The organism is Metabacillus sp. B2-18 (assembly GCF_021117275.1).
Classification (GTDB): domain Bacteria; phylum Bacillota; class Bacilli; order Bacillales; family Bacillaceae; genus Metabacillus.
This window is the reverse complement of sequence record NZ_CP088245.1, coordinates 4,227,794-4,248,960: the sequence shown is the minus strand read 5'-3', so window position 1 is coordinate 4,248,960 and position 21,167 is coordinate 4,227,794. Positions and strand designations below refer to the sequence as shown.

General features: G+C 35.8%; 17 protein-coding genes. 15 read left to right on the top strand and 2 right to left on the bottom strand.

The features are described 5' to 3' along the window. The first annotated feature begins 113 nt into the window (after positions 1–113). The 6 genes from LPC09_RS21535 to LPC09_RS21510 all read left to right on the top strand — a co-directional run bounded on the left by LPC09_RS21535 (position 114) and on the right by LPC09_RS21510 (position 6,393). A complete protein-coding gene (locus tag LPC09_RS21535; protein WP_098799703.1) occupies positions 114–998 on the top strand; it encodes a DUF8171 family membrane protein in 885 nt (294 codons plus the stop codon). Further along, positions 995–2,719, top strand: a complete 1,725-nt coding sequence (locus tag LPC09_RS21530) for an ABC transporter ATP-binding protein (RefSeq protein ID WP_098799702.1) — start codon at positions 995–997, stop codon at positions 2,717–2,719. Before LPC09_RS21535 ends, LPC09_RS21530 begins: the two co-directional genes overlap by 4 nt. After that, positions 2,694–3,515, top strand: coding sequence for an energy-coupling factor transporter transmembrane component T family protein (locus LPC09_RS21525; protein WP_098799701.1), 822 nt, complete (start codon positions 2,694–2,696; stop codon positions 3,513–3,515). The genes LPC09_RS21530 and LPC09_RS21525 overlap by 26 nt, the downstream gene beginning before the upstream one ends. Before the next feature lie 11 nt (positions 3,516–3,526). Continuing rightward, the gene (locus tag LPC09_RS21520; protein WP_098799700.1) at positions 3,527–4,300 is read left to right on the top strand and encodes a PHP domain-containing protein; all 774 of its coding nucleotides are present in this window, start codon (positions 3,527–3,529) and stop codon (positions 4,298–4,300) included. Between the two features lie 134 nt (positions 4,301–4,434). Beyond that, the gene (locus LPC09_RS21515; protein WP_098799699.1) at positions 4,435–5,277 is read left to right on the top strand and encodes an aldo/keto reductase; all 843 of its coding nucleotides are present in this window, start codon (positions 4,435–4,437) and stop codon (positions 5,275–5,277) included. Between the two features lie 198 nt (positions 5,278–5,475). After that, positions 5,476–6,393 carry an aldo/keto reductase gene (locus LPC09_RS21510; RefSeq protein ID WP_098799698.1) on the top strand — a complete coding sequence of 306 codons (918 nt, stop codon included), beginning with the start codon at positions 5,476–5,478 and terminating at the stop codon, positions 6,391–6,393. A gap of 102 nt (positions 6,394–6,495) precedes the next feature. Here the strand turns inward: LPC09_RS21510 and LPC09_RS21505 are convergent, their stop codons facing one another. Then, positions 6,496–7,434: an EamA family transporter gene (locus tag LPC09_RS21505; protein WP_231308256.1), complete on the bottom strand. Its 939-nt coding sequence runs from the start codon at positions 7,432–7,434 to the stop codon at positions 6,496–6,498. Between the two features lie 108 nt (positions 7,435–7,542). Between LPC09_RS21505 and LPC09_RS21500 the strand changes: the two genes are divergently transcribed. The 8 genes from LPC09_RS21500 to licT all read left to right on the top strand — a co-directional run bounded on the left by LPC09_RS21500 (position 7,543) and on the right by licT (position 17,572). Next, positions 7,543–8,436, top strand: coding sequence for an AraC family transcriptional regulator (locus LPC09_RS21500; protein ID WP_231308255.1), 894 nt, complete (start codon positions 7,543–7,545; stop codon positions 8,434–8,436). A 470-nt stretch (positions 8,437–8,906) separates the two neighbouring features. Continuing rightward, positions 8,907–9,077 (top strand): sporulation histidine kinase inhibitor Sda, encoded by a 171-nt coding sequence (gene sda / locus LPC09_RS21495; protein ID WP_231308254.1) that lies wholly within the window; start codon positions 8,907–8,909, stop codon positions 9,075–9,077. A gap of 146 nt (positions 9,078–9,223) precedes the next feature. Then, positions 9,224–9,952 (top strand): LytR/AlgR family response regulator transcription factor, encoded by a 729-nt coding sequence (locus LPC09_RS21490; protein ID WP_231308253.1) that lies wholly within the window; start codon positions 9,224–9,226, stop codon positions 9,950–9,952. A gap of 190 nt (positions 9,953–10,142) precedes the next feature. Beyond that, complete coding sequence (locus LPC09_RS21485; protein ID WP_231308252.1) at positions 10,143–12,038, top strand: ATP-binding protein; 1,896 nt, start codon at positions 10,143–10,145, stop codon at positions 12,036–12,038. Positions 12,039–12,196: 158 nt separating this feature from the next. Next, on the top strand, positions 12,197–12,841 hold the full coding sequence (locus LPC09_RS21480) for a histidine phosphatase family protein (protein ID WP_231308251.1): 645 nt from the start codon (positions 12,197–12,199) through the stop codon (positions 12,839–12,841). A gap of 272 nt (positions 12,842–13,113) precedes the next feature. Continuing rightward, positions 13,114–15,012, top strand: a complete 1,899-nt coding sequence (locus tag LPC09_RS21475; RefSeq protein WP_231308250.1) for a beta-glucoside-specific PTS transporter subunit IIABC — start codon at positions 13,114–13,116, stop codon at positions 15,010–15,012. Positions 15,013–15,084: 72 nt separating this feature from the next. Then, positions 15,085–16,506, top strand: coding sequence for a 6-phospho-beta-glucosidase (gene ascB / locus LPC09_RS21470; protein WP_231308249.1), 1,422 nt, complete (start codon positions 15,085–15,087; stop codon positions 16,504–16,506). A gap of 235 nt (positions 16,507–16,741) precedes the next feature. Next, positions 16,742–17,572 (top strand): BglG family transcription antiterminator LicT, encoded by an 831-nt coding sequence (gene licT / locus LPC09_RS21465; protein WP_231308248.1) that lies wholly within the window; start codon positions 16,742–16,744, stop codon positions 17,570–17,572. Between the two features lie 35 nt (positions 17,573–17,607). Here the strand turns inward: licT and LPC09_RS21460 are convergent, their stop codons facing one another. Then, positions 17,608–19,002, bottom strand: a complete 1,395-nt coding sequence (locus LPC09_RS21460; RefSeq protein WP_231308247.1) for an amidase — start codon at positions 19,000–19,002, stop codon at positions 17,608–17,610. A 325-nt stretch (positions 19,003–19,327) separates the two neighbouring features. On the opposite strand from LPC09_RS21460, the gene LPC09_RS21455 reads away from it, so the two are divergent. Then, a complete protein-coding gene (locus tag LPC09_RS21455; RefSeq protein WP_231309794.1) occupies positions 19,328–21,157 on the top strand; it encodes an assimilatory sulfite reductase (NADPH) flavoprotein subunit in 1,830 nt (609 codons plus the stop codon). The last annotated feature ends 10 nt before the right edge of the window (positions 21,158–21,167 follow it).

The following is a 21,167-nucleotide window of genomic DNA, read 5'->3' as shown; positions in this document are numbered from 1 at the left end:
TTACAAATTGTTAGAAAATATTAATTTTTTTACATCACTTTTACATTCCTACCATATTTGGTTAAAGTTGCTACCTTAAGATAAAGGTAATCAAATAGAAGGAGGTAGGAAAAATGAGTCAGATGAAAGAAAGATATGTATTAACACAGTCACAAAAAATGATGGTCTTTATTTTGTCTATGTCGCTATATGGTCTTTCCAATATGATTACGGAGCTTGTCCCTTCTGTAAATGTTGGACCGGTAGAATTTTCAATTGAGTATTTTGCATTTATTCCTTTAACTTTATGTATTTTGTTTCATCCTTTATATGCCGCGATAGGAGCATCGTTGGGTGAAGTTATTTTTGGGGAAATTATGCTAGGGCAGTTTGGAGGGTTTGGTGAATTGGAAAAATTCATTGGCTTCTCTCTAGCTATGTTTATTGCTGGTACATTAGTAAATGACCCGAAAAATAAACTGCAGGTTGGTACTGCAGCGATACTCGGTGTGATTATCCATCAGGCCATTAGCTGTACGGTTGATATTGCCAAGGTTTGGATTGGGATTGAAGAATTGGAAACAGTACCTGGCTTAGCAGAAAGTGTTGTTGTTATCGAAGGGTTTTCGTTTTTAAATGATGTGCTTTTCTCTGGCATTTTATTTGCCTTATTACCGACCTTATATTTAGTGCCTAGATTATATGGGAAAATTGAGCCTCTATTAGGAATGAAACCAAGAAACAATAAAACGAAATATTCTATGAAAGAACTCATTGGACCTAGATTGATTGCGATCTCCATCCTCCTGGCATGCTCAGCCTTTCTTTTTGAATATCTTTCAGAAGCAGGCTTTAACGTGGAATGGGAAGCTGATTTTATCGGAACTTTTGGTGATTGGTTTAACTGGGTAAGTATAGCTGTTGCCGCGATTGTAGCAGCAATAACAATTATTGTCATGAGAAGTAAAAATAAAAACAAACGTTCAAATGAGGATCAAAGTGAGAGGATTCCTTCATGATAAAAAATCAAATTATGCTTGATTCTGTTACCTTTCAATACCCAGGTGGGGAACATCCAGTTTTAAAGGGTGTTTCTTTATCTATTAATAGCGGAGAATTTACCGCGATTATTGGAAGTAATGGTAGTGGGAAATCAACACTGTGTAAATTGTTAAATGGCTTAATTCCACATTATTATGTAGGTGATTTTGAGGGCAAGGTGTTCGTGAATGGGCTGCTTACGACCGAATATAAAGTGGCTGATTTATCACATGATGTGGGATATGTTTATCAGGATTTTGAAAATCAGCTAGTTTGCCCACGTGTATTGGAGGAAGCTTGCTTTGCGCCGCTTAATTTTGGCTATCCCGATTATAAAGAAAGAGGTAGGCGTGCTCTTCATTTAGTAGGTTTAAGTCCATTTGAAAAGGAATATATTTGGCAGTTAAGTGGGGGGCAAAAGCATCTTTTAGCATTAGCTGGTGCACTGTCCCTAGATCAAAGCATCTTAATCATTGATGAACCTGTTGCACAGCTTGATCCTTTTCATGCAAAAGAGGTTTATGAAATCTTAAAAAAGTTAAACAAAGAACACGGAAAAACGATTATTGTTATTGAACATCATACAGAATTTATTGCTGATTACTGTGATTCTGTTGTATTAATGGACGCAGGAAAAGTGGTCTGGAAAAAGCAGACAAAAGAAGCATTACAACATGTAAATTTATTGATGGAGAGTCAAATTTATCCGCCACAGGTCACACAGGCAGCTTATCAATTAGCTCAGTCAGAGCAAAGAAAATTACCTGTCACAATAGAAGAGGCTATTCAATTTTTTCCTGTCCCACAGAAATCAGATTTAAGTTTAGAGCGATCTTTGCAAAAGAAAAACAACGAAAGTAAGCTGATAGAATTTAAAAATGTAAGTTTTTCATATAAGATGGTCAATCGAACACAAAAGACAGTGTTAACTAATCTTGACTTAGAAATCTCTCATGGAGATATTGTTGCGTTAGTTGGTAATAACGGGGCTGGCAAATCTTCCTTAATGAGGTTGATCACTGGACTTGTAAAGCCGGAGCAAGGAGATGTTTCCGTTAAGGGGTTAAATACTCGCAAACTTTCACCCGAGAAAATCGCAGACATTGTTACTTATATCTATCAAAATCCTGAGGAAATGTTTATTGAGGATAGTGTTCGAAAAGATGTGGAGTTTTACTTAAAAGCTAGGAAAGTTCCTGGATATGACAAAGTCGTTGACAAAGTGATAGAGCAATTTGAATTAAAACATTTACAAGAAAAAGACAGCCGATTAATGAGTGGAGGACAACAAAGAAGAGCATCATTAGCGATTGGAGTGGCGATGGAACCTTCGATTATTCTACTTGATGAACCAACGGCTAATTTGGATATTGCTACTCGGAAACATATTACAAAACTTATATCTTCTCTAAAAGAGCAGGTGGGAGCAGTAATGATTGCTACGCATGATATGCAATTAGTGGCCGAATGTGCAAATAGAATTATCGTGCTAAATAACGGGAAAATTCTTCATGATGGAACCCGAGAATCTGTTTTTTCTAATAGTGAATTACTTAAGCAAGCGGGACTTGTTCCTCCGCAGATCGTAGAGTTAAGTAGAAGGTTGAATCTATCACCACTTGCGTATACAGTGAATGATTTTATTCAAGCTTTTGATAGGAGGGAGCTTGTACATGGAATATGCTCGGAAATTATCTGAAAAACTCTCAGTTGAACAGATAAAGATTGAAATGCTAAATACAGCTTACGCAAATAATGATACGTTTTTAGCTAAGCTGGATCCTAGAACTCTCTTTATTTGGTATCTGTTTTTTGGAATCGCTCCCTGGTTTGTTCATAATAAAGTGATTTTGGCAGGCCTGTTTATTTTTATGGTCATTACCACGATTATGTCAAAAGTAACACCCTTGGTTATCTTTATTCTTTGCTTAGGGCTATTAGGACAAGGGGGATATTTATTAATTGCTTCTTTGTTTTTTGGTGGAGATAGTCATGTGATTCTCCCATTAGTCATTTTGACTTTAAAGCTATCGGTTATTTCCTTAGCAAGTATTACTGTTTTCTGCTCAATGGATCCGGAAAAATTAAGTAATGGCTTACTAAAAATTGGAGTGCCTGGTCAAGTTTCGTTTAGCATTGCCTATGGTTACCGAATGCTGCCAAGTTTACTTGAAGAATATCATCATGTGTTTCTATCATTTCGCCTACGAGGAAAAGCACCGGAAAAACATGGATTCCTTTATTGGCGTTACATTGTTTATTTCGCAAAAATCGCGGTATTGTCGTTTTATCCATTATTGTTAAGCACATCAAAAAGAGCAAGAACAACCGTAGAGGCACTTGAAACAAAGGGAAGCTTTTATGCATTTAATCGTCCAGAGGTAAAAAAGTTAAAGTTGGCACATTTAAAGATTGGGGTGTTAGATTATAGCTTTCTTGCATTCTCATTCTTGTATATCGTGAGTTTGTTTATGGTAGGTAGTCTATTCAAATAAAGGAGGATAACATGAAAATCGATTTTCATAGTCATGTTAAAATTTCAAAAAAATCAATGTTTATGCCGGATTATTTTAGAGAAATGATGAAGGAAGCGAAAGCTATTGGGTTAAATGCAGTTGCTATGACAGAGCATTTTAATACAACTCGTTTTTATGATATTTATGATTATCTAGATCAACACTATTCCTATCAACAAGGTTATTATGATGTGGAGGGATTCAAGCTTTTTCCGGGCATTGAAGTAGATATTAAAGAAACTGGTCACATCTTGCTGATCGGTGATCGTGAAGATGTAATTGAAATTAGAAGTCATTTAGAAAGTCATCTAATAGAAGAGCACTTTATTCCATTTGATCAGCTTATGGATTTGGCAGATCGTTATCCCGTATTAAAAATTGGTGCCCATGCTTTCCGAGAAAGCACACCTTTATATCATCTAAGTAAAGAACAGCTCCACCGATTAGATGCTTTTGATCTTAATGGAAAAGATCTTTATGCACAAGGAGTGGAAGCATATATCTCTAAGCTGAATTCTTTTGCTAAAGAGATAGGGTTGCCGGTGGTAGGTGGAAGTGATACACATCAATATTTTCAATACGGCAGTGTTTATAATGAACTCAAGATGGAGTGCAATACGGTTGGAGACTTACAGAAGTGCATCATCGCTGGAGACTATCAGATACATACATCAGAAGATTTGTATTTAAAAGTAAAAGCAGCAACTGTTGTAAAGAAATTATTAAAACAGGTGTTGTTGCAGGAAAAAGAGCTTGCTGAATAAATAGAATCATATAGTAGAGAACCTTGTCCAAAGGCTGGATAAGGTTTTTTAATTACTAGAACGAATTCAAATACTATGAGTCTTATTGAAAAATATGGTAACCTAAAACTATTAATGAATAGGAGTGATTAGGTATGGTTTCAATTCCGAATATAACCCTTAATGATGGTAGTAGCCTTCCGGTAATCGGGTTAGGAACATATAAACTTAAAGGCAATCAAGGTATAAAGTCTATACAAAATGCGATAGATGACCTTGGCTATCGACTGATTGACTCTGCTTATAATTATGAAAACGAAGGAACTGTCGGTGAAGCTGTTAGACGCAGTTCAGTTTCACGAGAAGAATTACGAATTACGTCCAAGCTTCCGGGACGCTATCAGGAATATGAAAAAGCTATTACGACGATTGAAGAGTCGTTATACCGTGCCAATCTTGATTATTATGATTTATATTTAATACATTGGCCAAATCCAAAGCAAAATCTATATGTAGAGGCGTGGCAGGCATTAATAGATGCCAAAAAACAAGGGTTAATTCGTTCAATTGGTGTTTGTAACTTTTTACCAGAACATATTGAACGTCTCGAAACAGAAACAGGAGTGAAGCCAAGCATTAATCAAATCGAACTACATCCGTTTTTTAATCAGGCTGAACTAAGAAAATGGCATGAGGAAAATAATGTCCAAATTCAGTCATGGAGCCCGTTAGCACGAGCTAATGACGTGTTACAACATTCTAGATTAAAAGAGATTGCTAACAATCACAACAAATCGGTTTCACAAATTATTTTACGCTGGCACTATCAGCTAGGGGCAGTTAGTATTCCTAAATCAGCATCTAAAAAACGACAACTTGAGAATATCTCCATTTTTGACTTTTCTCTGGATGAGTCTGAAATGAATATGATTCTAGAGTTAACTCAACCTGATGGTAGAATTAATAATCAAGATCCTGCTGTGTATGAGGAGTTTTAATAGGTAGGTGCTACATTTTTCTATAAGGGTACTATATAAGTTTTTTTAACTAGGCTCTAAAAGTTTACAAGGAAAACACTGTTTCCTTGTAAACGCTATCCTGATGTGGGAAAATCGGTAAGGATACATATCCAAGATTACATAACTTGTTAGACAACCAACATTATAAAGCAGTTTTTTAAAGGAGGATTTCCATTCATGAGGACAATGAAACTTGGAAAAAGTACATTAGACGTCCCTGTTGTCTCAGTAGGCTGTATGCGTATTAATTCACTTGAAAGAAATGAGGCAGAGCACTTCGTCCAAACAGCAATGGAATTGGGCGCAAATTTCTTCGATCATGCCGATATTTATGGTGGAGGAGAATGTGAAGAAATTTTTGCTGATGCGATTCATATGAACGATGATGTTCGTGAAAAAATCATCTTACAATCCAAATGCGGTATCCGTAATGGAATGTTCGATTTTTCTAAAGATCATATTTTAGAATCAGTTGATGGAATCTTAAGACGCTTAAAAACTGATTACCTAGATGTTTTGCTTCTTCATCGTCCGGATACTTTGATGGAGCCAGAAGAAGTAGCTGAGGCTTTTGACACTCTTGAAAGCTCAGGTAAGGTACGTCATTTTGGTGTTTCTAACCAAAATCCAATGCAGATTCAATTGCTTAAAAAGTCAGTTAAACAAACAATTGTTGCGAACCAGCTGCAATTAAGTATTACAAACTCGACGATGATCTCAAACGGTTTTAATGTGAATATGGAAAATGAAGCTGCTGTAAATAGAGATGCTAGTGTTCTTGAGTTTTGTAGATTGCACGATATTACCATTCAACCATGGTCACCGTTTCAATTTGGATTTTTTGAAGGTGTATTTCTAGGAAACGAAAAGTTCCCAGAATTAAATCAAAAAATCGATGAAATCGCGAAAAAATATGAAGTAAGCAATACAACGATTGCAATTGCATGGTTATTACGTCACCCAGCTCAAATGCAGCCTGTTATCGGTACAATGAATGAAGGTCGATTAAAGGATTGCGTGAAAGCCAGTGACATCAAGCTTACTCGTGAGGAATGGTATAGTATTTTCCGCGCTGCTGGTAATGTGCTTCCATAATGAATATGTAGGTATAAAAGAAAGCATCCTAAAGTCTTTATTGACTGAAGGGTGCTTTTTTTTTTGACAAAATTCGGGGAGTGACAGGCACTCCCCCACCTACTAACCAACCTTCACTTCTTCAACCTCAACAGCCGCAGAATTCTTTTTTCCCAACGCTAATAACAAAATCATACCGATAATACTAAATGCACCAATCCATTGAAAAGCTCCAAATGGTTCTTTTAGCCAGATGACTGTGGTGATAACAGCTGCAAGTGGTTCTATGCTACCTAAAAGACTTGTTTCTTTTGGGGAAAGACTTTGTAAGCTTTCAATATAAAACCAAAAGGCAAACATTGTGCCAAAGATTATGACAAAAAGAAAGTAAAGATAGGCCTCAAATGGTAAAGTTGCTAGTTCGATTTTCCAGGGTGGGTGGATGATACTTAACGCTAAGCCACCTATGATCATAGCCCAGCCTACAATGACTAATGTATCAAATTTTTTAAGTAAAGGAACAGCATATAATGTATAGAATGCTAGTGCTAAACCGGATAGTATACCCCAAATTACCGCAAGTGGAGGGACAGACAATTGAGAAAAGGAACCATTTGTTAATAGGAAAAATGAGCCTATTAAAGCAAGAAAAACAGTCGTGGTATCCTGTTTTGTCAGGACAGTTTGTTTTCGAAAAATATAATAGATAATAATCATAACTGGTGCTAAATATTGTAGGAGGGTGGCAACAGCTGCATTTCCATATTTAATTGAGGCCATGTATGTGTATTGAACGGCTAACATACCAAGAATCCCAAAAATTAATAGTTGTATGGCTGTTTTTTTTGTTTTCCACACACCGAATATTTGTGACCGATCTTTAAGAAAATACTGAACAAATAATAGTAATAAACCAGCAATAAGTAAACGTGTAGTAACGAGCCAATTAACATTGACAGCATATTGTTGAAAAAGCTTTTGTGCAACCGTACCTCCAACACCCCAAAAGATTGCACCTGTTATGACAAGCAAGTATCCAATTTTTCTAGAAGATGAGTTCATTTGTGTTGACCACCTCAAAATATAATAATAGTGTAATAATAAGCTGAAAATTAACTGAAATATACTTATATTGAATCAAAAAATATCACAATATTGAGGTGGGAGAATGTGCAGATTAAAAATTTTGAAATTGATCAAAGTTTAAAAGAGCTAACGAAACACCGGACGGTTGAATTACCGATAGCGTGTTATAAAACAACCATAAACAAAAATATAAATGGATATATTCCTCTTCATTGGCATGAAGAATTACAATTTATCTATATTGTAAAAGGAGAAGCTACATTTCAAATAAATGAAGAAAGTTTAAGTGTGAGAATGGGAGAGGGGCTATTTATAAATAGTGAATGCTTGCACATGGCGGAGGATAAGAATTCTTCAGGATGTGTTTATCTTTGCTTGAATGTTTCACCACATTTTCTTTTACCACAGGATCTCTATGCAACCTATGTTTCACCTTATCTACGAGCAACCAATCTATCATATTTACAATTAAATTCTGATGAGGCCTGGGGGGCAACTATTTTAAATGCCATTTTTACCATTCATCAATTGATACATCAAAAAGCACCTTACTATGAAATGGAAATTTCTATTTCCTTAACTTCACTATGGAAAAATCTCATCGTTAACGGTTTCAAATTGGAGTATGATCAGGCAGAGATTCAAAAAAATAAACGTATGAAGGAAATGCTAAACTATGTTCATTCTCACTTTGCGGAAAAATTAACATTAGATAATATTGCCAAGGCGGGTCAACTAAGTCGTTCGGAATGCTGCCGTTACTTTAAACGAACCTTAAAAACAACACCATTAAGCTATGTTACGGATTATCGCATTCAAAATAGTTTGATCTTACTTCAGCAAACTGAGTTAAACGTAACAGAAATTGCCTATCAAGTAGGCTTTAACAGCACAAGCTATTTCATTGATAAATTTCGAAAAACAACGAACATGACTCCTTTAGCATATAAAAAATATATGCTAAAGGAAAAAGGGTAAGGGGTTACTCTCTTTATCCTAATATTAAGAAAAGATGCGGGCTGCACAAGTGGGGAAATTAGTTTCCAGCTTATATAAACTGAACACTATTAAATCAAAATGCACCCGCATCTGCGGTGCATTAGCCTCCATTAATATATAACAAAACATAATTTGACTTAATCAATTGGGTTTGAACATAAACAATTCTTATAAAAAGTTAACAGAATCCTTGAAAGTATTAAGAAAGTAAAAATAGCAGAAATATCACCTATTTGGTGTTTTTTTTAGCTTGATCACCTTCTAAGTATCTGTCTTAATTTGTAGATTTTTAGTAAAATGCCGATTCTCCTTCCTGAATGTAATAAATTGTTGGTTGTTCTGCCAATTCTCTTGTTTCTACACAGTCTGCTTGAGAGGTATGAATGTTTAATAATAGTAAAATAGAGAATGAGCTAACTATGTATTTCTGTTTAAAGGAGACTTTAAAAATGCGGCAATTAAGTTATAATCAACTATTACATGCCTATGAGGATGCTGTTTTTTATGAATTAGATCATAACTTTATCATGATGTTAAGAGAAGAAATTGATCGTAGGAACCCTGAAAGGGCAGATAGTAGGATCATTTCTGAATCAGTGTTTAAAGCAAGTAATACGTAAAAAAGCTTCAACTAGTATTGATTGAATATCTTGTTTATTCATGCAGTTGGTAATATTTCCTACAAAGTAAGCAATTTTATCATGTTACAATATAAATAGGAGATTCAGTTAAAAGTAGATGATCAACCGGTGAAGGAGGTCATGTCGTGAATCCCAAAATTAAGGTAGTTATTGCAGAAGACCACTTTGATTCTCAGCAAATCATCAGTGCCTTCTTAGAGCCACTGGATAGCTTTGAGGTTGTTGGGATAGCTGAAGATGGTGAGGATTTATTGGATATTAATATAAATAAAAAGCCTGATCTTATCATTGCTGATATTAATATGCCAAAATTAAATGGTATTGATGCCATTTCATCATGTCTTAAAATTTCCCCTGAATTACAATTTGTTTTTATTACGGCATATGATCAGTATGCTATAAGTGCTTTTGATTTACATGCTGTTGACTATGTGATGAAACCTATAAAAAAAGAGAGGTTATATATCGCGCTAGAAAGAGCTAAAAATGTATTACTTTCAAATCAAAAGGTAGAAAAAAAACAAATTTTGCCGATAACCGTAGACCGTACCTCACATTTTATCCATTTTTCTAGAATCGTTTTAATAGAAAAAGATAGTAGAAAAACAATTATTCATACAGTGGATCAGAAGTATGAAACAAATGAGTCGTTAGATACAATTTTGCAAAAGCTGAATCATGACTTTTTTAGAACACATCGGTCGTTTATCGTGAATTTAAACTATGTATCACATCTAACATTTGAAGGTGATACACATTTTGTGCATTTTCGAAATTATTCCCATTACGCCCATGTATCTAAACTTCAGAAAAATAAGCTATATCATGCACTTTCATTTGAAAACTCTAAATAACTCCATGAGGGAGATACTTAGAGTTTTTTTATGTCTTTTATAGATAAAGAAGCTTATTTGCTGTTCCAAATTAAGAATTTATAAGACTTGCTGTTTTTGTTAAATTTATGAACTACTTCCAATGATATTATCTTCTACAATAACAAATGATTGATTAACATAGTAACGAGATTAGGACGGGGGATGGCAAATGAAAGAAAGAAAAACACCTAAGTGGGAAAGTGTGCCTTTTTTAAAGGAATTCACAAATAATTTAAATGGAAAAGGTGCTCACATTTTATATATGTTTAATGATGAGAAAAAGTATCTGGAGCATGCTTATCAATTTATTAGTCAGGGTTTACAACATCAGGATAAAATCTTGTTTGTAGAAGAACAGAGTGTATATAAAAATCTATCTGACCTTTTAGTAAGTAGTGGGTATACAGAAGAAGAAATGAACTTAGTAGATTTCATGCCGATTGAAGATTTTTACCTCTCAGAAAAAGGATTTGACGCAGATGAGAGTTTTAAGCAGTTAAAGGAAATGTTGCAGATGAATGTTGAAAAGGGAATAAGAACACGAACTTGGGGACATGTATTAGCGGATGATTCTTCAATAAGTGAAATAAGGAATTATGAGAGTCAAGTAGATCGACTATTACAGGGAAGTAATACGATCTCGGTGTGTGCTTATAATGCTTTTATTACACCTGCTTTTTTTCAAAATGAGTTATTAAAAATTCATGAGTATGTCATGGTGGATGAAGCAATTGAAAAGTCCCCTTTTTATCATACGAAATATATTTCATTTTCAGCAGCAGAAAGAGAAAGGGTCCAACAACTAGAAACAGAAAATAACTTGTTGGAAAAGAAAAATGAAGAGCTGTTAATTGGGAATGCCCGTCAAATGGAGCGTGAAAAGTTTCTTGAATTAGAAAAAATAAATGCAGAAAAAGCTAATCTTGCAAAAACTGTCTTTTTATCACAAATGAGCCATGATTTGCGAACTCCTCTTAATACGATTCAAGGTTACTCACAAATTCTCTTAATGGATAAAAATTCGCCAGATTTGAACCAAAAAATATCTAAAATCTATAATGCCTCTGAACAATTACTGAATTTAATAGAGGAGATATTAGATTTTACAGCTATTGATACGGGTAAAGTGAATATTCACAAAAAAGAATTACAAGTCAAATCTTTTCTAGAAGATTGTGTAGGCTCTATTCTTGAAACAAATACTTCTGATATAGATATCCATTTAGAGGATGTCCCATCAGATTTTTTCATAGAAGCAGACCCAGTTCGTTTTAATCAAATTATCACAAATCTATTGGATAATGCCTTGAAGTATAACAGAGCAAATGGAACGGTTCATATATATTGTGATGAGGAAAATGATAGTGAAGAAGTAAAAATTAATGTTAAAGACAGTGGAATCGGAATCGAGCAAGAAGATCTTGATCTTATTTATGAGCCCTTTTATAGAAGTAAAAATACAATGAATAACTGGAAAGGTACAGGTATCGGGCTGGCGATTGTATCACAGCTAACCAAGAGAATGCATGGTAACTACGGTGTGACAACAGAAAAAGGGAAAGGCTCTACTTTCTGGGTTTCGTTTAAAAAGTTGAATAAACAGTCTGAAGTATGTGTGCAAAATATAGATGAAGAGCCATTGATTCCATTAAGCCAACCTTTAAGAGTTTTATATATTGAAGATAACACCGACAATATAGACGTAATGAGATCAATGCTACGTATCATTCAAACGATCGATTTACAGTGTGTAACGTCTGGAAAAGACGGAATAAAACAAGCCATTGAACTAAAGCCTGATATTATTTTACTAGACATTACGTTGCCAGATATGAATGGGCTAGATGCATTAAAGCATATTAAATCGAACCCTTTATCAAAGGACATTCCTGTTATAGCTGTTAGTGCGGATGCAATGGAATCAACGATAAACCAGGCTTCTGAAGAAGGGTGTTATGCTTATATTAAAAAACCAATTCACATAGAAGAAATACGTAATGTGCTAGAGAGTACGATTAAGTATATCACCTATAATCGAGAGAATTCTGCTAAATCGTTTTTATAGTCAGAAAGCATAGCCATTAAGGTTATGCTTTTTTTATGTTCTAAGGATAAAGTATGTTTTCATTGTGACACCATTAGAAGAGGATTATAATGGTCATAATGTCATTATTAGGGTAAAACCTTCAGAGACCGAGACTGAAAAAAAGGATGTGTTCATAAATGGCAACAGAAAACAAACTAACTCTTTATTTTGTCCGCCACGGAGAAACTCAATATAATGTGGAACGAAGAATGCAGGGTTTCTGCGATTCACCACTTACTGAAAAAGGAATTTTACAAGCTAAATCAGTTGGAAAGGGCTTATCTGATATTGAATTTATTGCAGCCTATGCAAGTGACAGTCAGAGAGTACTCGACACAGCTAAATATGCCATCGGTGACCGTGACATACCTTTAAACCCTGATGCACGATTAAAGGAAATGAATTTTGGAGTATTAGAAGCTTTATTAGAAGATGAAATTCCCAATCTTTACGGAGATGCCCTCGAAAAATTATTCAGCCTTGATGTTAATGCTTGTGCTCCAGAAGGTGAAACATATGCACAGCTTTTTGAAAGAACTGAACAAGCAATCAATGAAATTGTTGAAAAACATGCTCCAGATGATGGAAATATTTTAATTTTTTCTCACGGTGTAACAATCGGTAACTATATAATCCAAGTCACAAACAGCAAAGAGTTTAAGGTTCATGACAATTGCAGTGTTTCGGTTGTCAATTTTATTGATGGTAAACCTTACGTTGAAAAGATTGGTGACACTAGTTATAGGGACAAGGGCAGTCAGGTATTAAAAGCAAATAGCTGATTCATGAGAAAAGGAGGTCGCGAAAGACCTCTTTTTTTCATTTAGTTCCAAAGTCTAGTAAACTACAAAAAAATCAAAAGAAAGCGTTGACATTCAATTTTACCCGTGATAAATTACATATAACAAATAAATAATACATATTCCGTTATAGGAATGTTACCTTAAGTGGGCATAACCTGGACTGAATAGTGACACAATATTCGCGATATTTGTGTGCTATTCGGCTCAGGTTTTTTATTTGTCTAAAATTAAGATGAAAGAAGGGACACCTCATGAAATACGAGCAGTTGGCTAAAGATATACTCTCAAATGTCGGCGGAAAAGAAAACGTTTCCAGTGTCGTGCATTGTATTACTAGATTACGTTTTAAATTAAAAGATGAATCAAAGGCAAATACAGAAGTACTAAAAAATATGGATGATGTTGTAACTGTTATGAAAAGCGGTGGGCAATATCAAGTGGTTATTGGAAACCATGTACCAGATGTTTATCAAGCAGTATTACATGTTGGTGGTTTTCAAGGACAGTCGCAAACTAGTGATGATGAAGAAAAACAAAAATCAAGTTTAATTGACATCATTTCAAGTATATTCACTCCTGTACTTGGCGTATTAGCTGCAACAGGGATGATCAAAGGTTTTAATGCACTATTTCTTGCATTAGGTTGGTTAGAGGATACATCGGGAACTTATCAAATTTTAAATGCAATTGGTGATTCATTATTTTACTTCTTTCCAATTTTCTTAGGATACACAGCGATTAAAAAGTTTGGTGGAAGTCCGTTCATCGGAATGGCCATTGGGGGTTCATTAGTTTATCCAACTTTATCAGGCTTAACGGCAGGCGATCCTCTTTACACATTATTTTCAGGGACAATGTTTGAATCAGCAATTCATATTACATTTTTAGGTGTACCTGTCATTTTAATGAGTTATGCATCTTCTGTTATCCCGATTATTTTAGCATCATATTTCGCAGCAATTGTAGAAAACCGTTTGAAAAAAATCATTCCAAGTGTAGTGAAAGCATTCTTAGTACCATTTTTTACATTACTAATTGTTGTTCCTTTAACATTTATCATAATTGGACCTATCGCAACATGGTTAGGTAATCTTTTAGGAATGGCAACCCTATTTATCTATAATTTAAGCCCACTAGTTGCAGGGATTTTTGTAGGTGGATTATGGCAGTTACTTGTTATCTTTGGTCTTCACTGGGGTCTTGTACCAATTGCGATTAACAACCTTACAACAATGGGTGCTGACCCGGTATTAGCAACTACATTTGCTGCTTCATTTGCTCAAATTGGTGCAGTATTGGCAGTATGGATTAGAACAAAGCAGCAAAAGCTGAAAACATTAAGTATTCCAGCATTTATTTCGGGTATTTTCGGTGTAACAGAGCCAGCAATTTACGGTATTACATTACCGCTTAAAAAGCCATTTATCATTAGCTGTATTGCAGCTGCTGTTGGTGGTGGGATTATCGGTGCAGCTGGTTCTAAAATTTACATGGTAGGCGGTCTTGGAGTATTCGGAATTCCATCATTTATCAGTCCAACAGATGGTATTACATTTGCTTTTTGGGCAATGTTGATTTCATTTGCTGTAGCATTTGGTCTAGGCTTTATTCTTACGTACCTATTTGGAATGGGAAAAGCTAAAAATGAAGTAACTGAAAATTCTGAGAGTGAAGTGGCAGTAACAACAGCTTCAAATGCTAAAAATGAACAAATCATTAGTCCTTTAACAGGTGAAGTAAAGGTTTTATCAGAAATAGAAGACGAAGCATTTGCATCAGGTGCTCTTGGTCATGGTGTAGCAATTGAGCCAAGCGAAGGAAAGCTATTAGCTCCTGCTTCTGGTATCGTGACTGCTTTATTCCCGACTAATCATGCAATTGGTATCACGACTGAAAATGGGGTAGATATTCTGATTCATATCGGTATGGATACTGTACAGTTAGAAGGAAAGTATTTTACAGCCCATGTTTCTCAAGGTGACCGAATTGAAAAAGGTCAACTCTTAATAGAGTTTGATATGGATAAGATTAAAGAAGCGGGGAAACCACTCACAACACCTGTTGTGGTAACGAATCATAAAGAGTTTAATCTAAACTTAACACCAGAGAAACAAGTGAAAACTGGTGACTGTGTTTTTACTATAAATTAAATGTTAGCTAAGGAGGAGGTCGTCTTTTAAGACGTTCTCTCCCTCACTTTTTTATGAAAAGGAGTTTTCTTCATGGCTTTTCCAAAAGGATTTTTATGGGGCGGTGCGATTGCTGCCAATCAAACAGAAGGGGCCTATCTCGAAGGTGGAAAAGGATTAACAACAGTTGATTTACTACCAACAGGTGAAAAGCGCTGGGATATCATGTTTGGAAATCTTCCTTCTTTCCAACCACTTGAAGGTGAATTTTACCCATCACATACGGCAATTGATTTTTATCATCGTTATAAAGAAGATATTGCACTTTTTGCAGAGATGGGATTCAAGGCCTTACGTGTATCTATTTCATGGGCACGAATCTTCCCGAATGGTGATGATGCGCAGCCTAATGAAGCAGGGTTAAAGTTTTATGATGATCTTTTCGATGAACTATTGAAATATAATATTGAGCCTGTTGTAACAATTGCTCATTTTGATGTACCTGTTAACTTGGTTGAGAACTATGGAAGTTGGAAAAATCGTAAGCTTGTTTCTTTATTTGAAACTTATGCAACAACTTTATTTAAACGTTTTAAAGATAAGGTAAAATACTGGATGACATTTAATGAAATTAATATGTTATTGCATTTGCCATTTGTAGGTGCTGGACTTGTTTTCAAAGAAGGAGACAATAAAGAGCAAATTAAATACCAAGCTGCACATCATCAATTAGTTGCTAGTGCACTTGCTGTAAAAGCTTGTCACGAAATCAGCCCAGGGGCAATGATCGGATGTATGCTCGCTGCAGGAATGACTTATTCATACACATGTAACCCGGAGGATGTTTGGGATGCGATGGAGAAAGACCGTGAATCGTTCTTTTTCATCGATGTTCAATCACGTGGAGCATATCCAGGGTATGCTAAGAGATTTTTCAAAGATCATAACATAAAGATTGAAATGGAACCTGGAGATGAAGAGCTTCTAAAAAATCATACCGTTGACTATATTGGCTTTAGTTATTATGCGAGCCGTGCAACTAGTACAGATCCAGAAGTAAATAATATGACGTCAGGAAATGTGTTCGGATCTATTGAAAATCCATACCTTGAAAAATCAGAATGGGGCTGGACGATTGATCCTAGAGGATTCCGAATTACAGCGAATCAATTATATGATCGCTATCAAAAGCCATTATTTGTTGTGGAAAATGGTTTAGGGGCTGTTGATGAATTAACAGCAGGCGGTGAAGTTCATGATGACTACCGTATTGAATACTTAAAAAAGCACGTTGCTGAAATGAGTGAAGCGATTGAAGATGGCGTTGAGATTCTTGGTTATACAAGCTGGGGTCCAATTGATATTGTGAGTGCTTCAACTGGAGAAATGAAAAAACGCTATGGCTACATTTACGTTGATAAAGACAACGAAGGAAACGGTACACTACAACGGCATAAAAAGAAAAGCTTTGATTGGTATAAAAAAGTAATTGAGAGTAATGGTGAATCACTTTAAGAAGCATTATTAAGGGAAAAGGTGGTTCAAGCATGTGATAGGCAAATGGAGAATACTTTCAGGTCATCATGATATAAGAGGAAAGCTGACAACAGCTTTCCTTCTATTAGTACAGGGATTCTCCTATAATCTTTAGAAGTGGTCATGGAGAAGAGTATCACTTATAATACGATAAATAGAGCTTATACGAGAAAATCTGTTTAACAAATAAACCATAAAAAGTTTAGGTGGTTATATGAAAATAGAAAAAGTATTTAACAATAATGTTGTAAGTGCATTTAATGAAGAAAATATAGAGCTTGTTATCATGGGGAAAGGTCTTGCTTTTCAAAAAAGACCTGGTGACGAAATAGATGATGATAAAATTGAGAAAGTGTTTACACTGAAAAATAAAGACATGTCGGAACGATTTAAAACCCTTTTATATGAGGTTTCAATTGAACTCATGGAAGTAACAGAAGAGGTTATTAAAAAAGCAAAAAGTAAGCTTGGAAGAGAACTAAATGACAGTATTTATGTTTCTCTTACAGATCACATTAATTTTGCCATTGAACGTAATAAAAAAGGCCTCGATATAAAGAATGCGTTGCTATGGGAAATCAAAAAGCTATATAAAGATGAATTTTCTCTTGGTGTAGAAGCACTGGGTATGATTAAGGAAAAGCTTGATGTTACATTGCCTGAGGATGAAGCTGGCTTTATTGCCATGCATATTGTGAATGCAGAGCTAAATGAAGAAATGCCTAATATCGTAAACATTACAAAAACGATGCAAGACATCTTAAAAATTGTGAAATATCACTTTAAGATGGATTTTAACGAAGAGTCTCTTAACTTCTTCCGATTTGTCACTCATTTGAAGTTCTTTGCTCAAAGACTATACAGCAAAACTTACATGGAAGGTGAAGACGATTTTCTGTTTGAAGCTGTAAAAAACAAACACAAACAAGCTTATGAATGTACGGAAAAAATTAATGATTATGTGGAAAGACAATTTGATTACGAGTTAACAAACGATGAGAAGCTGTATTTGACGATTCATATTGAGAGGGTTATTAATAGATAAGAGGAAAAGTAGACGAACGTTTCGTCTACTTTCTTCTATATAATAGTTGGTTTTTTATCTTTCCAAGGCCGTGCTTGCTCAAGCTGTCCAGCAAGTTGAAACAGAGTAGCTTCATCTCCGAGCGGTCCCATAAACTGAACACCAATAGGTAAGATATCTTTATTCCAAAACAATGGAACAGACATCGCCGGACAGCCAGTTGTATTCGCAAGTGGAGTGAAGGGTACCCATTCATTTAGTCTGTTAACATACTCCTCTATATTACCTTTATAAGATAATTCACCAATTCTTAGAGGTGGCTCACTAAGAGTTGGAGTTAATAGGAGATCGTAGTTGTTGAAAAATTGAGCAACTTCTTTCGTTACTAGCTGCATGTAACTAATCGCAGCAAGATATTCTGTTGCTCTGTATGAATTCCCGCAGTGTAAAACTTCCCAAGTATAAGGTTCTAGTTCTTCTTGCTTCGGAGCTCTTCCAGTTAAATTTGTTAAAGAATGTATTCCTTGTGAAAAGGATGATTGCCAAAGCACTTGAAATGCTCGATTATATTGATCAACATGAATAGTAGGAAATCCCTCCTCAACATCATGGCCAAGAGATTGACAGAGATTTGCTGCATCTAAAACAGCATCTTCACAATCAGAATGAATCTTTTTACCGTTAAATCCGGTTTTTAAAACAGCTATTTTTAATTTCCTAGGTTCTTTGATTGACTCAGTGACAAATGAACTACTTGGTTGTGATACATAGAATGGATCACCAGGATTATTTCCATATGTAGCATCAAGAAGTCCCGCACTATCTCGAACAGTCCGTGTAATCACATGATTAACTCCGAGGCCAACCGGATCAGGGTTCTTTGGAATTCTGCCTCTACTTACTTTTAGGCCAAAAACTCCACAACAAGATGCGGGAATTCTAATTGATCCTCCCCCGTCCGAGGCATGTGCCATCGGAACAATTCCAGCTGCAACAGCAGCCGCAGCCCCTCCGCTTGAGCCTCCAACTGTATAGGCTAGATTCCATGGATTTCTCGTTGGACCATATTGTAAAGGCTCAGTAGTCGGTACTAGTCCAAACTCACAAGTATTTGTTTTTCCAATTGTGATAAGCCCCGTTTGTTGACGGATTCGTGATGAGTACTCACTATCAGCTGAGGCAATAAAGTTTTTAAGATATGTAGATCCTGCTGTGTAGGGGGTGTTTGCGAAAAATTCCAAATCCTTCATAAGGAACGGAACACCTGAAAATGGACCGGATTCAGTTGGTGGTAACTTGTCTTCATACAATTTATGTGTGACAGCATTTAATTTGGGGTTTAACTCTTCTATTAAGTCAATTGTATGGGAAACTAATTCTGCAGCTGAAATTTGTTTGGTTTTAATAAGATAAGCCTGTTCAGTGGCATCGAGCCAATTTAATTGGTGCATAGGTGAATTCTCCTTGAATAGGTACTTTTTGGTTTAGTACGGATATTAAGAGGATTTATGTTATAAATTTTTGTTTTAACTCTATTATATAACGATAGTGGAATAGAACGAACAAGTTTTCCTTTTAACAAAAAGTATCATCAATCCTCACAAACTTGTCAAAAACTTTTTCATTCTTCACACAATTAAATTCCAACTTTATTGATAGGAATAATGAGTTGTGGTAAAATGAATTATATTTTTCACTTGTCAGTGAGACTAAAATAATGGAAACTAGTAATTATGAATAATTTGTACAAGTAAATTTTGTGAGGTGTGGATTTTGTTGCAACTTCAGGTAATGAACAGTCCGTTTAATCAGGAGCAAGTAGAGCTCCTTAATCGTCTTCTGCCAACCTTGACGGAATCTCAAAAAGTCTGGTTGAGTGGGTATCTAGCTGCTACACAAGCTGGTTCTGCTAATGTTACGGCTGCTCCCGAAGCGCCGGTAGTAGAGGCTGTTGTTCCAGTAAATGTAAAGCCAGTATCTAAGGATGTTACGATTCTATTTGGTTCTCAAACTGGTAATGCCCAGGGTCTTGCAAATAAGGCAGGAAAAGAACTCGAGAGTCGTGGTTATAAAGTAACCGTTTCATCAATGAGTGATTTTAAACCAAATAGCTTAAAGAAGGTAGAGAATCTTCTTATTGTAGTAAGTACACATGGCGAGGGAGATCCGCCGGATAATGCGATTTCTTTCCATGAGTTCCTTCATGGTAAACGAGCTCCAAAGCTTGATGAACTTCGCTTTTCAGTTCTATCGCTTGGTGATAGCTCTTATGAGTTTTTCTGTCAAACAGGAAAAGAATTTGATCAACGTTTAGAAGATCTTGGTGGAACTCGTCTTTATCCACGTATCGATTGTGATTTAGACTTTGATGAGCCTGCAGCTGAGTGGATTGCAGGAGTTTTAGCTGGTCTTGATGAAGCACAAGCTGCGGGAGCAGAACCTGTTCAAGCGCAAGAAGCAGCTGCCCCTGCTCCTCAAGCTTTAGAATCAGCTTACTCAAGAACAAATCCATTTAAAGCAGAGGTTCTTGAAAACCTAAACCTAAATGGTCGCGGCTCTAATAAAGAAACGCGTCATCTTGAGTTGTCATTAGAAGGATCTGGCCTTACATTTGAGCCAGGTGATGCTCTAGGTGTTTACCCGGAAAATGATCCTGAACTTGTTAACCTTATTCTTGAAGCAGTAAAATGGGATGCAACTGAAAAAGTTACAGTGAATAATGAAGAAGTAACATTGAAAGAGGCATTAAGCTCAAGGGTTGAAATTGCCACGTTAACGAAACCAGTTGTTGAAAAAGCAGCACAGCTTAATTCTAATAAAGATTTACAATCACTTGTATCAAATAGGGATTCTATAAAAGCATATATTGATGGTCGTGACCTATTAGATTTAATTCGTGACTTTGGTCCATGGGAAGTTTCTGCACAGGAATTTGCTGGTGTTCTACGTAAAATGCCAGTTCGTCTATATTCTATTGCAAGTAGCTTAGCTGCAAATCCAGATGAAGTTCACTTAACAATTGGGGCTGTCCGTTATGAAACACATGGTCGTCATCGTAAAGGTGTGGCGTCAACCCAAGTGGCAGAACGCCTGCAACCTGGTGATACATTACCAGTGTATATTCAAAAGAATCAAAATTTTAGACTACCACAAAATCCTGATACACCGATTATTATGGTTGGACCTGGAACAGGTGTTGCACCATTTCGTGCATTTATGCAAGAGCGTGAAGAAATCGGTGCAGAAGGTAAATCATGGATGTTCTTCGGTGATCAACATTTTGTAACAGACTTTCTGTACCAAACAGAATGGCAAAAATGGATTAAAGACGGTGTGTTAACGAGAATGGATGTTGCTTTTTCACGTGATCAAGAAGAAAAAGTTTATGTACAGAATCGCATGCAAGAGCACAGCAAAGAGTTGTTCCAATGGCTTGAAGAAGGGGCTGTTGTGTACGTTTGCGGTGATAAAAATCATATGGCGAAAGATGTTAACAACACACTGATCGACATTATTGAAAAAGAAGGCGGATTAAGCCGTGAAAAAGCTGAGGCCTACCTTGCAGATATGAAACAAAATAAACGCTATCAACGCGATGTATATTGATTTTTTGATT